Below are 13857 nucleotides of genomic sequence, written 5' to 3' on the forward strand. Positions count from 1 at the left end.
GAGGGAACGCTGCCGCAAGCCACCCTTTCTGGCGTGGAACCCAGGCGATTTGCGGCGATCAGCGCCTACCAAGTCTCCCTCCCCCTTGTGGGGAGGGATTAAGGGTGGGGGTATTCGTAGAGCGCAAACCTGTCATATTCGATTGCCCCGCTCCGCGGACGGAGAGGAAATGCCAATCACCGAGGTCGCGGCCTTGATGGGCCTGGGTTTCCTCTCCCCATGGACATGGGGGAGGTGGCCGCGGCGGACGGAGTGGGGCTGGCGCCGCCTTATGCGATTGCCCTGCCCTCCTCCGCGCCATCGCCGGCATCCTCGTCCGCCGCCTCGGCTATGGACGAATCCCATCATGCGCAATAAGGATGGGGTCTGCCGTGGCGCTTTCGCGCCGGGGCAGGCGACGTTCGATCAATGACGCTGCGCCGGGCGCCTTTGACGCCGCTCCGCAGAAGTGTCGATACCGGGGGATCTGGTCATGACCGACAACAAGCCGACCGTAGACGTAACCAAGGACTGGCAAGCAACGCAGGGCCAGAAGTCCGGGGCCACGCGGCTGCGCCTGTTCGCCGCGCTGTCGTGGGTCATCGCCATTGGCGGCGAGATCGCCGGGATCGTACTGCTCTACAAGCACAAGTTCGATCAGGGCAACCTGCCGCTGCTGATCGGCATTCTGGTCGGGATCGCGATCTTCGCCATCGCCGGCAGCCTGCTCTGGAAGGCGGCCAACAGGAAGGACCCGGCCCGCGAATCCGACACGTTCCGGTTCTTCGTCCAGAACCAGCTCGGCGCGATCATCACGCTCATTGCCTTCCTGCCGCTGGTTATCTTGATCCTCAACGACAAGAACATGGACCCGAAGAGCAAGAAGGTGGCCGGCGGCATCGGCGCCGTGCTTGCCGTGCTGGCGACGCTGATCGGGGTCAGCTATCAGCCGCCATCGGTCGAGCAGTACACGCAGGACATGAACTCGTGCGCGGAACAGATCAAGGCGGGGCAGCCGACCACGGCCTGCTCGCCCGAGGTCGCCGCCCAGGCGCAGGCGATCGCCACCGACTCCACCACGGTGGCCGCGGCGACGAAGGACGCGGCACACCCCAATGGCCAGGATATCGTCTACTGGATCGCGCCGGAAAACGGCGCCGCCAAGTCCGACACCGAGCATGTCTTCCACCTCTGCGCGGCCGTCAGCCCGCTGAAGGACAAGACCGTCAACAGCGGCTCGGTGACCGAAGCCTACGCCCAGAACGCCATCCGCATCACCAAGCAGATCGAGATGGAACAGAAGCAGTGCGGGTTCGCGACTGCGGCGGCAGCGCCCGTGGCACCCGCGCCAGCTCCGGCTCCGGCTCCGGCTCCGGCGCAATAAATCCGACGGCGTGCAGGCGCGCCAGGCCGGGCGCCAGCCGGGAGACCGAATGCCTACATAGCGGAGCTAAACGTGAGGTAAGGGCCGGCTGTGTTCACGCGGCGTCAGCGCGTATGTCCAGCAACGACGTTTGTCGCGCCCTTACCAGGCGCCGACCGATCCGGCGCAGCCAAACCTCTTATCGGCGTCATTGCCGAGCAATGCTGCTCTGGCAATGCCTCGGTCTTCAGCCGCGCCGTCCGCAACATTTTCGGCATCTCGCCGCTGATCGGTTCGGCTTGCCCTAGGAAATCACCTACAGTCGTGACCAGACGCAGCGCATCGCGTGTCTCGCATTCCCATACGATCAAAACCTGCCAACCCAATCTTTCCAATGCTTGGGTATTCGCGGCGTCTCGCGTCACGTTACTCGCAAACTTTTCGGACCAAAATTCAACTCGAGTTTTCGGCAGACCTGCTTTCGGGCAACCGAGATGTCGGTGCCAAAAGCAACCGTGTACAAAGATGACTTTTCTTAGTCTCGGGAATACCACGTCGGGCGATCCAGGCAGAGATTTGCGGTGCAGTCGAAACCTATAGCCTAGCGCATGCGCACATTTCCGCACCCGCTGCTCTGGAAGGGTATTCTTGCTTCCCACCTTTGCCATCAAAGATGAGCGCCGATCTGGAGTAAGGCGATCTACCATTATTCTGCCGCAATACTCGATGCACGACCTGCACCACTGAAAACGACGGCACGCTTGAGAAGTACTTCGGCCATGATTGGCGACACACTGTTTCCGATCATCCGACAGCTATGCCAAACGGTGGGGTGAAAGATGAAGCGATCCGGAAAACCTTGGAGGCGAGCCGCCTCGCGAGGCGTAATCACCCTGTCCTCGTCCGGATGCACCGGGCGGACGGCCTGATAGGACCCTTTATCGCTGCCCGTCCCCGCTCTGAGCGTCGGACAAAGCCCGTGCCATTCGAGCCTTGGATATCGCCCAATAGCATCAACTTCGCCGGGCCGAAGCTTGGCAAATCGACCTAGAGTTGATTCGGAGTGCTGAGTTTTCATGTGACCGGTGAAATAGCCCGAAGGATCTCGCATGCGGAGCGCATATGTCGACAACGTAGGTACCGCTTTGTAGTTCCAGCGACTAAAGCCAGCCTCGCCGGGGGTGGCGGGAGCAGATCCTTGCAAATCGCTGATTGCGTCCTCAACAGTTACCCGCTCTGCGACCGGGTTTATCAATGCCTCCAGCTTCGGAACGGAGACCTTACGCGTGTTGAAGCCAAAGACGATCACGCGTTTCCGACGCGTGGGTGCCCCGAAATCGGAAGCATCTACGATCACAGGTCCTAAAATTTTCCAGTGCGAAGGGAGGCCCTTTAGGCCTGTATGAAGCTCACCCACATTCTTTTCAAACATCAACCCTCTGACATTTTCAAAGACGAAAAAGGCAGGGTCGACAGAAGCTACAACGCGAAAAAACTGAGATACCAATTTCCGGCGTGGGTCGGACGGATCGTTCGCGCCTATCTCACTGAATGCTTGGCAGGGCGCGCCTCCGATAATCGCATCCACCCCCTCTGGAATAAGTCTATTCAGCTTAGAATCTGTGAGATTGGAGATATCTCCCAAGTGCATTTTGCCTTCCGGAAAATTTATTCCAAAAGAGCTGGAAAGTGTTTGGTCTATATCCACAGCCAGGACTGTCTTCATGCCGGCAGCATGGGCTCCTAGACTGAACCCACCACAGCCACTGAACAGATCGAGCGTCCTTAGCAACCCGCAATCTCCAATTATATTACGACCGGCCTTGATCCTCGACAAAGCCATCGTCTGCCTCTATCTGTATGTTCCGGGGTGTTGGGGAGCAAAAAATTGAGCGTTGAACAGACTGCGACAGAACGGCAGCCAAGTGCCGAGCCGACAAGAGAATTCTTCGTTGGAATGCTAACGCGTGACATTTCGCTCGAGCAGGCTGTTCTTGATCTTGTAGACAACTGCGTCGACGGCGCGAAGCGTTTGGCAGCAGCTGGCGGGGAATTTGGGAATCACTCGGTCGAACTTGTAATCACCGGAACGGTTTTTAGCATAACCGACAATTGCGGCGGCTTCAGCAGGGAAGACGCAATAAACTACGCGTTCCGCTTCGGCCGTCCACAGGGAACACCTCGAACCCCCAGTTCCATAGGCCAGTTCGGCGTAGGAATGAAACGTGCTTTGTTCAAATTCGGCGAGCATTTTGTGGTGCGATCTGCCACGACAGCCGATGAATGGGCCGTCGCGCTCGACGTGCCTATTTGGCTGGAGCGAGGCGATTGGCATTTTCCTTGGGTCGCTTTTGGTGAACGCGAGACCATTTCTACGACCAAGCCTGGAACGCAAATTATTGTTGATCGACTTCGTCCAGACGTTGCCGCGCGGTTCGCGACCACCAACTTCTCTAATTTGGTTGTAGACCTCATCAAATCGAAACACCGACAGTTCATCAGTCAGGGCCTGAGCATCTCGGTGAATGGTCGTCACATTGACGCTTCCGACCTGTATTTAAGCTTCAACGAGCAGCTGAAACCGGGACGTGACGACTTTGTGATCGAGGAGCCCGGCAAACTAGCGGTCTTTATCAAAATAACTGTCGGCGTCGGTGCCTCTATACCGCGCGAAGCGGGTTGGTACGTCATATGCAACGGCCGCGTGGTGCTATCGGCAGATCGTCGAGACATCACTGGGTGGGGCCTCTTGGAGAACGAATCCGATCGACTAATGGTGCCGAATTTTCACAACCAATATGCAAGATTCCGCGGGATCGTTTGGTTCGACTCCGAAGACTCATCTCGCGTTCCGTGGAACACGACCAAGACCGACGTAGACGTCGACAGCTCAGTCTGGCAACGCGCTTTTTCCAGAATGATCGAAATGATGAGGCCTGTAATTACATTCCTGAACGATCTAGATCAGGACATCGATGCGAATACGCGAGAAAGCAGCCCTCTTTATCAATACGTAACTCAAGCGCCAACGGTCAAAGCTGAACGTGTAACAGGAAAGTCCGATTTTGTTGCACCAAGCCGCTCTTCAGTACAATTCAAACCAAAGACGGTGAAAATTCAATACTCTCGCCGAATCGAGGATGTTGATTATTTAAAAGACGCTCTTGATTTGGGGAGCGCGCGCGCCGTTGGTGAGAAAACATTCGATATGATTTTAGAATCGCAGAGGTCGGAATGACCGCCAGCTTCAGGAGGATTGACTATTCGCTTCGCCCTTCCAAGCACGCAGAGCGTCGCATGTTAGGCGAAATATTTCGGCGCCTTCGTCCTTTTCAGCCTGTTGAAGATTATGTCTATGTCGGTTTCGGGTCAGTTTGGTTTACGGACTTTGCCCTGTTTCATCGCACCCTGGGGGTTCGGAACATGCTCTCTATAGAGAGACAGGCGGATGCCAAGCCCAGGATCGATGCCAACAAACCCTTCGCGTCGGTTGCGATAGACTATCGCAGTTCCGATGTTGCGCTGCCCGACCTAGACTGGACGAAACGACATTTCATATGGCTCGACTACGATGATCCCCTCACGCTTGGGATGCTGATGGACGCGAGATCGGTCGCCGCGCGTGCTCGCTCAGGCACGGTGACTGCGATTTCTGTTCAGTGTCAAAAAGCTGCAGAAGTGACTGAGTCCGACGACGATCAGGGTGGACCATCCGCATTCGCGCGCTTTGAAGGACGTTTTGGCCGAGAACGGCTCGGAGCCGATGTCGGCGAGACAGACTTGTTTGGATGGAAGTTCGGCAAAATCGCCCGGCGGCTTTTATCTCAAGAGATCGAAAGCGCTTTGGTGGCTCGGAACGCCGGTTCGGAACGAGAACAAGTTCTAACGTTCAAACCGATATGCTCATTCGAATATGAGGACGGAGTTAAGATGACGACGCTGGTGGGGGTTTTCGTGAGTAATGCGGAAGCCTTCCAACTCGAGGCATGTCACTTCCAAGCACTCGACTTTATTTCTGAACCGGGCAAGCCGGTTCGAATTCCTTTCCCAAAAATCACTCCCCGAGAGGCTCGAATGATTGAGCAAACACTCCCATGGGCAACGGGGACAACCGTAGCGGTGGGGGCCATTCCTCCTTCGGATGCTCGAGATTTCGCGGGGTTCTATCGTTATTGGCCCAGCTACGCCGTTCTCGAGGGATAGCTAAGAGCGACCTACCGCCCTCCGGCGAGATCATTGTAAAGTCTACCGAGTTTGGCCTCGGTACGACAGCGCGATAGTGGTGCTCGAGTTTTTCGGCTCCTGCATGTTGCTGTTGGGGTGATCAAAGAACTTGCGGCCTAAAAAACAAGGCCCCTCTCGGGGCCTTGCGCATCATCTCAGTGCCGGGCTCTGATTGCCCCTCACTTCCCCATCAGCTGCTTGGCATTCTCGGCCGTGATCGCGGTGGTCTCCACCGTCACCGTCTTGTCCACCTCGGTCGCGCAGTCGAGCAGGATCTTCTTCGACATCTCGATCGCTTCCTTGGCGCCCGTCGGGTAGGTGAACGTTGCGACCCAGTCGCCCTTGGCCACCGCCTCGATGCCGCCGGCCGGGCCCGGCAGGCCGTCTGTGCCGATGATCTTGACGTCCTTGCCCGCACCCTTGGCGGCGAGCAGCGCGCCGGCGGCCATCATGTCGTTGCTGGCGTAGAGCACCTTGATGTCGGGGTGCGCCTGCAGCATGGCGGCGAAGGCGACCTGCGCTTTGTCCGGCACCCAGTCGGCGGCCTGCTCGGCGACGATCTGGACCTTCGGGTTGCCTTTCACGCCTTCCTTGAAGCCGTTGAGGCGCTCGACGGCCGGCGTCGAGCTCGGCAGGCCTTGGAGCACCGCCGCCTCGCCGCCATCGGGCAGCAGCGTCTTGGCGGTGTATTTTCCGGCTTCCTCGGCGATCTTGAAATTGTCGCCGCCGATGAAGGCGGTGTAGTCCTTGCCGGGGTCGCCGACCGTCTTGCGGTCAAGCTCGATGACCGGGATGCCGGCATCCATGGCGCGCTTCACCGCCGGCGTCAGGGGTGCTGCCTCGAAGGGCGAGATCAGCAGGATGTCGACCTTCTGGGTGATGAAATTGTCGACCTGCGAGGTCTGCGTGTTGACGTTGCCGGCGCCGTCGGCGATCTGCAGCGTGAAGCCGGGCACTTCCTTGGCGGCCGCCTCCAGCTCGTCATTGACGTGCTGGCGGTAGGGCTCGGCATTGTTGGCCTGCGAGAAGCCGATGACGAACTGGCCGTCCTTGGCGCAGGCTTTCACCAGCGGCTCGGCGGCGTAAGCGGAGCCTGCAATGCACAGGCCGGCGCCGGCCAGCAGCACGGCCTTGAGGGTCGATCCTCTTAGTGTCGTTTTCATAACTCACTCTCCTCCTCGTCCGGCCAGGGGGCCAGACCTTGGTTTGACGTTCAGGTGTTGCCGTCTCCTCCTTGTTTGTTTGTGCATATCGTCATCGCAAAACCTTTTGCGCGACATGCACTAACGACCCAACCCCTCGCGGCGGCGAACGAGGGATTGAAGCACTGCCGCCAAAACGATGATCGCGGCGGTCGCGAGCAGCTGCATGGCGGGGGTGATGTTGTTGAGCTGCAGGATGTTGGCGAGCGCGCCCAGCATGATGGTGCCGGCAACGGTGCCGACCATCGAGCCGGCGCCGCCAAACAGGCTGGTGCCGCCGATCACCACGGCGGCGATGGCGGTGAGCTCATAGCCCATGCCGTCATTGGCGCTGCCGAAATTGAACTGGCCGGCATGCACGATGCCGGCAAGGGCGGCGGCAAAGCCGGTGATGGCATAGACCGAGATTTTCACCATCGACACCGGCACGCCGGATATGCGCGCGGCGCGCTCATTGCCGCCGACGGCAAAGACATAGCGGCCGAAGCGCGTGGTGTTGAGCACGATGGTGGCGATCGCGGCAAAGACGACGAACACAAGCGTCGCCACCGGCACGGTGTTGTTGAACAGCCGCTCGCCCAGCACGGCGAACACCGGCGGCGCCAGGCCCGGCCCTTCGCCATAGGAAATGTTGATGTACTGATTGCCGGAGACGACCAGCGCCAGCCCGCGCGCGGCCTGCAGACCGGCCAGCGTGACGATGAACGGTTCCAGCCTGAAACGCGTCGAGATGGTGCCCTGGATGGCGCCGAAGACGATGCCCAAAGCGAGCACGGCGAGGATGGTGGGGATCAGGCCGAAGCCGCCGGAGATCATCATCGATGCGGTGACGACGCTGGACAGGCCAAGCACCGCGCCGACCGACAGGTCGATGCCGGCGGTGATGATGACGAAGGTCATGCCGATGGCGATGATGCCGGTCTCCGACACGGCGCGCACGATGTTGGCGATGTTGTCGGGGTTGAGGAACAGGATCTCGCCATGGCGGCGCGGCGAGAAGATGATGCCGCCGATCGCCACCAGTACCAGGCCGATCAGGCTCTGGAAGCGCACGATGAGCGCCAGCGGGTCGCGATGCTTTTGAGGCGCCGCCATCACCGGGCTCGCTGCCACTGGATTGTTGTCCTGAGACATCAGGCCTCCCTGCCGTTAGCTGCGGCCAGCACCGTGTGCTCGTCGACGCCGCCCAAGAATTCCGCCACATTGCGCCCTTGGCGCAGCACCACGATGCGGTCGCACAGACCGATCAGCTCCGGCATCTCGCTGGACGCCACCAGAATGCCCAGCCCCTGCGCGGCGAGTGCCCTGAGCCGCTGGTAAATCTCGCCCTTGGCGCCGACATCGACGCCGCGTGTCGGCTCGTCGAGAAGCAACAGGCGCGGATTGCCGAGGATTTCCTTCGCCAGCACCACCTTCTGCTGGTTGCCCCCCGACAGCGCGCCGACCGCGATTTCGGGGTTCTTCGGCCGGATGTCGAACTGGCTGAAGGACTCTTTCACCGCTTCGGCCTGACGGCGCGGCGACACCAGCCAGTTCGGCGAGATTCTGGATATGACCGACATCACCAGATTGAGGCCGACCGCCATGCGCAGCATCAGGCCCGAGCCCCTGCGGTCGTCGGTCACGAAGGCGATGCCGGCGTGGCGGGCAGCGCTGATCGAATCCAGTTTTACCGGCTTGCCCGAAATGGCGACCTCGCCCTCCCAGCGGCCGGACAGGCCGGTGCCGTAGAGCGCGGACAAGAGTTCGGTGCGCCCGGCCCCCATAATGCCGGCCAGGCCGACGATCTCGCCTTCATGGACATCGAGCGACACGCCTTGCGGCGCCTGCCAGCCGGCGCTGTCGCGGGCGAGCTTGAAGCTGGCGTTCCTCAGACTGAGCAGCGGCTTGCCCGCCGCTTTGGCGCGTTGGGGATAGAGCTCGTCGAGCGGACGCCCGACCAGCAGCCGCACCAGCTCCGCCTGCGGCGCGTGCGGCTCGGTGATGCCAGCAACGCGGCCGTCGCGCATCACCGTCACCCGGTCGGCAATGCCGGGCACTTCCTCCAGCCGGTGCGAGATGTAGACGATGCCGACGCCGGTGGCGGCAAGCTTGCGCATGATGTCGAACAGCCGCTCGACTTCGCCGACGGTAAGTGCTGCCGTCGGCTCGTCCATGATCAGCACGCGCGAGGCATAGGACAGCGCCTTGACGATCGCCACCACCTGGCGCTGGCCGATCGACAGATCGGCGACCATGGCAGCCGGATCGATGGCGATCTCGATCGCCTCCAGCCGCTTCTTGGCCTCACGGCGCATTGCCGGCACGTCGAGGAAGCCGCCGGGACGCATCAGTTCGCGGCCGAGGAAAAGATTGGCGGCGACATCGAGCGACGGCACCAGGTCGAGCTCCTGGAAGATGGTGGCGATGCCGGCACCTTGCGCCTCGCGCGGGTTGTTGAAGCGCACGGGTTTGCCGTCGATCTCGATCGTGCCTTCGTCCGGCGTGTAGACGCCCGACAGAAGGTTCATCAGCGTCGACTTGCCGGCGCCGTTTTCGCCGAGCAGCGCGTGGATTTCGCCCGCCTTGAGGTCGAAGTCGACGCCGCGCAGCGCCTGCACGCCGCCGAAGCGTTTGACGGCGCCGGTCATTATCAGCAGCGGCGCGCTCATGTTAGCCTCGTGTGGGTCGGCCTTCCGCAGGAGGCGCGCGCCCGCAGCGTCGCCTGCAGCCGCACCGAACGCGGCGCTGAAGCGGTCGCGGCTATACGGGCACTGAGCAGCGCTGCCGCCTGGCGGCCGATCTCGGTGCAGGGCTGCGCCACCAGCGTCAGGCGCGGCTCGAAACAATCGGCCCATTCGAAATCGTCGAAGCCGGCCAGCGACAGATCGCCCGGAATGGTGAGGCCTTTTTCGCGGATGGCGCGGACGGCTCCGATCGTCGTCATGTTGTTGCCGGTGACCAATGCGGTTGGTGGCGACGGCAGCGACAGGATGGCGTGGGTGGATGCGGTCGCCGCCGCCGTGTCGACATTCTCGGCCGAGAGATAGCGCGTCACGCACTCAAGTCCATTGGCGGCGAGCGAAGCCTGGAACGCCTCGATGCGCTCGCGCGTCGTCGTCAGGCCGGGCTGTCCGGCGATATAGCCGATGCGCTTGTGGCCGAAGGAGGCGACATGGTCGATCAGCGCGCGCATCGACGTTTCGTTCTCGACGCCGATCTGGTCGAAGCGCTCGTCGGCGAAACGGTCGATCAGAACGCATGGCATCTTCTTGTCGGCGAGGTAATCGATGGCGCGCTGCGGCGAGCCCGACGGGGCCAGGATGACGCCGTCGACGCGGCGCTGATGGAAAGCGCGCACCACCTGCAGCTCGCGGTCGGGATCTTCCTGGGTGTCCGACAGGAAGACCATCAGCCCAAGCCGTGCGCATTCGGCCTCGACCGCGCAGATGATGTCGGTGAAATAAGGGTTGGAGATCGCCGAGATCGCCAGGCCGACGCTGTTGGTGGTCGAGGCCTTCAGCGAGCGCGCCAGCTCGTTGGGCTGGTAGCCCATGGCGGCAATGGCGTCGTTGATCAGCCTCGCCTTTTCCAGCGAAACGAAGCGCGTGTTGTTGACGACATGCGAGACGGTCGACACCGACACGCCGGCGCGCCGCGCCACTTCAGCCATTGTCGGCAATAAAACTAAGCGCCTGCAAGCGCTCCTCCCTATGCGTTTCCCATCCGCTCTGTTGGCGGATTTCAGGGCGAGCTTAGGGTGATCGAAACGTTTGCGCAATCGATTCGATGAAATTTTTAGCGGGGCTTATCTCCCCCCTTGAGGGGAGATGTCCCCAAAGGCTACAGAGGGGGTCGCCGCGCGTGAAGCGCCAACCTCCATCTGCAGCAAGGACGTCGAGCCCAGTCGCACCGACCCCCTCTGGCCTGCCGGCCATCTCCCCCTCAAGGGGGGAGATTCGCGGTTTCCGCAAACTCCGCCACCAGCCCCTCATACGCCTCGAAGGCCGGCAGCGCCTCGTAACTATGCACCGCAGGCGTCGTTGCCCAGGGGAGTTTCTCGCTGGTCCATGTCTCGATGAACGGCGTGAACCAGCCGGGCTCGTCGAGCATGGTGGGGCGCAGATTGACGAACCAGTCGAGCTCTTCGGGCTGGGTGAACATCCAGCTCATGCAATGCGGGCAGAAGTAATGACGCGAGGCGCCGTGCAGCCCGCCGATCACCGGCTCGCCTTGCATGATTTCGAAGCCGTCCGAGGGAATGGCGGCGCTCAGTGAATAGGCGCTGGCCGACATGCGCTGGCAGCCGGTGCAATGGCAAGCCATGGTCAAAAGCGGTTTTGCGGAAATCTTGAGCCGCACACGTCCGCAGCGGCACCCGCCTTCGGCCGGCAATTTCAGGGTTGGCACGGTAGTCTCCCAGTATTCGAAGCGCCGGCGCTTCAGTCGCCGGTCAGCGCCTTCGTCGTCACCAGCGTGGCGCCGGCATCGGTGAAGTCCGCATTGTACCGGGCGATGATCTCGGTCGCGGTTTCGCCTTCAGTGTCCAGCGTGGAATGGGCATCGGAAACGACGGTAACGCCGAGGCCCTCGGCCAGGGCGCCCTTGACGGTGCCGGCGATGCAGAAATCGGTTTGCGCTCCGGCAAGCACGACTTCGCCGGCCCCTTGCCCGGCCACCCAGGCGCCAAGCTCGGCATTCGAGAAGGCGTTGCGGACGGTCTTGGAGAATGTCGGCTCGTCCTTGGCCTGGCCGAGTTCCGGCCATACCGGCCAACCCGGCTCGCCGGGCGCCAGCGGATCGCCGGCCGGCCCGTCATGCCTGATGAAAGCAACCTTGCGCCCCTCGCGCCGCGCCCAGTCGATCAGCGAGCGGGTACGCTCGGCGATACCAGGCGCATCGTGGATCGGCGGCTCGACGCGGCCGTCGAACATGTTGGTCTGGAGGTCGATGACGATGAGGGGAGCGAGGTTTGGCATGGCGCGAAGATAACGCGGGCGATGGGAGGGTCAAGACGGCGAAGCTGCTGATCTCCCCCTTGGGGAGATTACATGTACCTCACCCGATTCCACCCGCGACCACGTAAGCACCAGCCGTGCGTCCATCCTCCAGCCGGATGACGGCCGTAACGATCGAGCCGTAAGCGCCTCGCCACACACTGTGCATTCTTTCGTGCTCGCCGGCCGGCACCAGGATGCGACCGTGAAAGCTTGTGCCGCTGCGCCGCATGACAACGGCTTCGCCATTGACGTGAACCTTGAGATCAGCGGTCTCCGCATCGAGTTCAACCGTCACGGCGATCTCGGCCTGGTCTCCTCGCCGCATCGTCTCGACAACAAGCGTAAGCCTCGGCGCCGGCGCATCGCTGGCCCGCAATCCACCAGGCCGCCCCGCAAACACATCGTCCGGCAATTCCGGCGTGCGCGGCGGGGCCGTGCGGCGTTGGGTGGCGCGCTCGTAGTCGCCGGCGAGGCGCAGCAATTCCACATCACCATAAGCCTTGCCCGCAAAGGTCAACCCGACCGGCATGCCAATATCGGCCATCGTTCCCATCGGCACGGTGACGGTCGGGATGCCAAGATGACGCCACACCAGATTGCCGTTGGCAACCCAGGTGCCGTTGCGCCAGGCGATTGCTGCAGAGGTCTCGTTGACGTCGGCATCGGCCGGCCCGACATCGGCGACCGCCGGCAGCACGACGGCGTCGAGCCTGTGCTCGTCCAGCCAGTCCTCGAAGTCGATGCGCCGCGTCGCCTCCAATCCCTTCAGACCTTCCGCCAGCGTTGGGATATCCAGCAATGGCATCACGCCCTGCTTGACGCTCGTGACGTAGTCGGCCAGATCGAAACCGTCGTCGCCATAGCGGTCCGGCAGCGCGCCCGGCGGCTGCGGGAAGATTTTTGGCCCGTCGACCGTGGCCAGGTCGGGGATGGCCGGGTCGGCATTGGCGCGCAGGAAATCGTCCCAGCCCCAGATGCAGAGATCCCAGATTTCGCGCTCGGCGAATGCTTCCGGCACCAGCCCGCGTTCGACCATGGTTTTTGTGCCCGGACGGTCGCGCTCATAGTTCGAGACGACGGGGAAATCGACCTCGACCACCTCCGCGCCGAGCTTTTCCAGATCACGCGCCGCCTGCCGCCAGAGGTCGAGCACCGAGGCGCGGGTCTCGATGGGTTTGGGCGCGCCGCCATCGCGGCCGATATACATTTTCGGCACGCCGAGGCGTTTGCCTTGTAATGAGCCTTGCAGTTGGAGCGCAGTGTAGCTTGGCGGCCTGAGAGCAGCGCTCTTCGCGATCGACACCCAGGGCTGCACACGCCAGAAATCGCCGCGCGTCTCGGCATCGTCGGCGACGATCACGTCGAGCAGTTCCAGCATGTCGGCAATGCCGCGCGTGTGCGGCACCACCACATCCATGGTCGGCACCAGCGGCCAGTTGCCCCTGACCGAAATGACGCCGCGCGACGGCGTGTAGGCGACAAGTGCATTGTTGGACGCCGGCGCGCGGCCGGAAGACCATGTCTCCTCGCCCAGCCCGAAGGCGGCGAAGCTGGCGGCGGTGGCCGTGCCTGAGCCGTTGGACGAGCCGGAAGCGAAGGCGGCGGTCAGGTAATCTGCATTGTAGGGGCTTTCGGCCCGGCCATAGACGCCGCGCTGCATGCCGCCATTGGCCATTGGCGGCATGTTGGTCAGCCCGATCAGCACAGCACCACCGGCCCTCAGCCTGGCAATGGTGAAAGCGTCCTCATTGGCGACGAGATGCTCGAAGGCGGGCGAGCCAGCGGCCACCGTCAGGCCCTTGACCTTATAACTGTCCTTGGTGGTGTAGGGGATGCCGTCGAGCGGCCCGAGGGTGGCGCCATTGCGCCGCCGCAGGTCGGACGCCGCCGCCTCCTCGAACATTGCCGGGTTAAGCACCGGCACGGCATTGAGCGCAATGCCATGGCGGTCGTAATGCGCGATGCGCCTGAGATAGGCGCCCACCAGCTCGACGCTGGTGACGGTACCGTCTTCCAGCGCGCGGCGCAGGTCGGCGATCGAGGCTTCGACGAGCTGGAGGTTGGGCATGGGATTCTCGAGATGCAGCGGCAATGAGTCTTCGCATCGTGC

12 protein-coding genes are annotated in these 13857 nt (G+C 62.0%); 3 read left to right on the forward strand and 9 right to left on the reverse strand.

Going from position 1 to position 13857, the window contains the following annotated elements:
* Positions 1–472: 472 nt before the first annotated feature.
* Positions 473–1363 carry a hypothetical protein gene (locus X733_RS148530; RefSeq protein WP_023819056.1) on the forward strand — a complete coding sequence of 297 codons (891 nt, stop codon included), beginning with the start codon at positions 473–475 and terminating at the stop codon, positions 1361–1363.
* Between the two features lie 104 nt (positions 1364–1467).
* On the opposite strand, the gene X733_RS1000000171475 is transcribed toward X733_RS148530, so the two are convergent.
* On the reverse strand, positions 1468–2049 hold the full coding sequence (locus tag X733_RS1000000171475; RefSeq protein WP_023819057.1) for a very short patch repair endonuclease: 582 nt from the start codon (positions 2047–2049) through the stop codon (positions 1468–1470).
* Positions 2049–3185, reverse strand: a complete 1137-nt coding sequence (locus tag X733_RS148525; protein WP_050588673.1) for a DNA cytosine methyltransferase — start codon at positions 3183–3185, stop codon at positions 2049–2051. The genes X733_RS1000000171475 and X733_RS148525 overlap by 1 nt, the downstream gene beginning before the upstream one ends.
* A gap of 45 nt (positions 3186–3230) precedes the next feature.
* Between X733_RS148525 and X733_RS148520 the strand changes: the two genes are divergently transcribed.
* Complete coding sequence (locus X733_RS148520; protein ID WP_155924221.1) at positions 3231–4580, forward strand: ATP-binding protein; 1350 nt, start codon at positions 3231–3233, stop codon at positions 4578–4580.
* A complete protein-coding gene (locus X733_RS148515; protein WP_023819060.1) occupies positions 4577–5545 on the forward strand; it encodes an O-methyltransferase in 969 nt (322 codons plus the stop codon). The genes X733_RS148520 and X733_RS148515 overlap by 4 nt, the downstream gene beginning before the upstream one ends.
* 200 nt (positions 5546–5745) lie before the next feature.
* On the opposite strand, the gene X733_RS148510 is transcribed toward X733_RS148515, so the two are convergent.
* The 7 genes from X733_RS148510 to X733_RS148480 form a co-directional block, all read right to left on the reverse strand.
* A complete protein-coding gene (locus tag X733_RS148510) occupies positions 5746–6729 on the reverse strand; it encodes a substrate-binding domain-containing protein (protein WP_023689831.1) in 984 nt (327 codons plus the stop codon).
* A 120-nt stretch (positions 6730–6849) separates the two neighbouring features.
* On the reverse strand, positions 6850–7863 hold the full coding sequence (locus X733_RS148505; RefSeq protein WP_023689830.1) for an ABC transporter permease: 1014 nt from the start codon (positions 7861–7863) through the stop codon (positions 6850–6852).
* A 38-nt stretch (positions 7864–7901) separates the two neighbouring features.
* On the reverse strand, positions 7902–9419 hold the full coding sequence (locus X733_RS148500) for a sugar ABC transporter ATP-binding protein (protein ID WP_023819061.1): 1518 nt from the start codon (positions 9417–9419) through the stop codon (positions 7902–7904).
* On the reverse strand, positions 9416–10429 hold the full coding sequence (locus X733_RS148495) for a LacI family DNA-binding transcriptional regulator (protein WP_023715155.1): 1014 nt from the start codon (positions 10427–10429) through the stop codon (positions 9416–9418). Before X733_RS148495 ends, X733_RS148500 begins: the two co-directional genes overlap by 4 nt.
* Positions 10430–10692: 263 nt before the next feature.
* Positions 10693–11157 (reverse strand): GFA family protein, encoded by a 465-nt coding sequence (locus X733_RS148490; protein ID WP_023819062.1) that lies wholly within the window; start codon positions 11155–11157, stop codon positions 10693–10695.
* Positions 11158–11189: 32 nt separating this feature from the next.
* The gene (locus X733_RS148485) at positions 11190–11726 is read right to left on the reverse strand and encodes an isochorismatase family protein (protein ID WP_023819063.1); all 537 of its coding nucleotides are present in this window, start codon (positions 11724–11726) and stop codon (positions 11190–11192) included.
* Between the two features lie 79 nt (positions 11727–11805).
* The gene (locus tag X733_RS148480; protein WP_023819064.1) at positions 11806–13815 is read right to left on the reverse strand and encodes an amidase; all 2010 of its coding nucleotides are present in this window, start codon (positions 13813–13815) and stop codon (positions 11806–11808) included.
* Positions 13816–13857: the final 42 nt, after the last annotated feature.

The organism is Mesorhizobium sp. L2C066B000 (genome assembly GCF_000502335.1).
Lineage (GTDB): Bacteria > Pseudomonadota > Alphaproteobacteria > Rhizobiales > Rhizobiaceae > Mesorhizobium.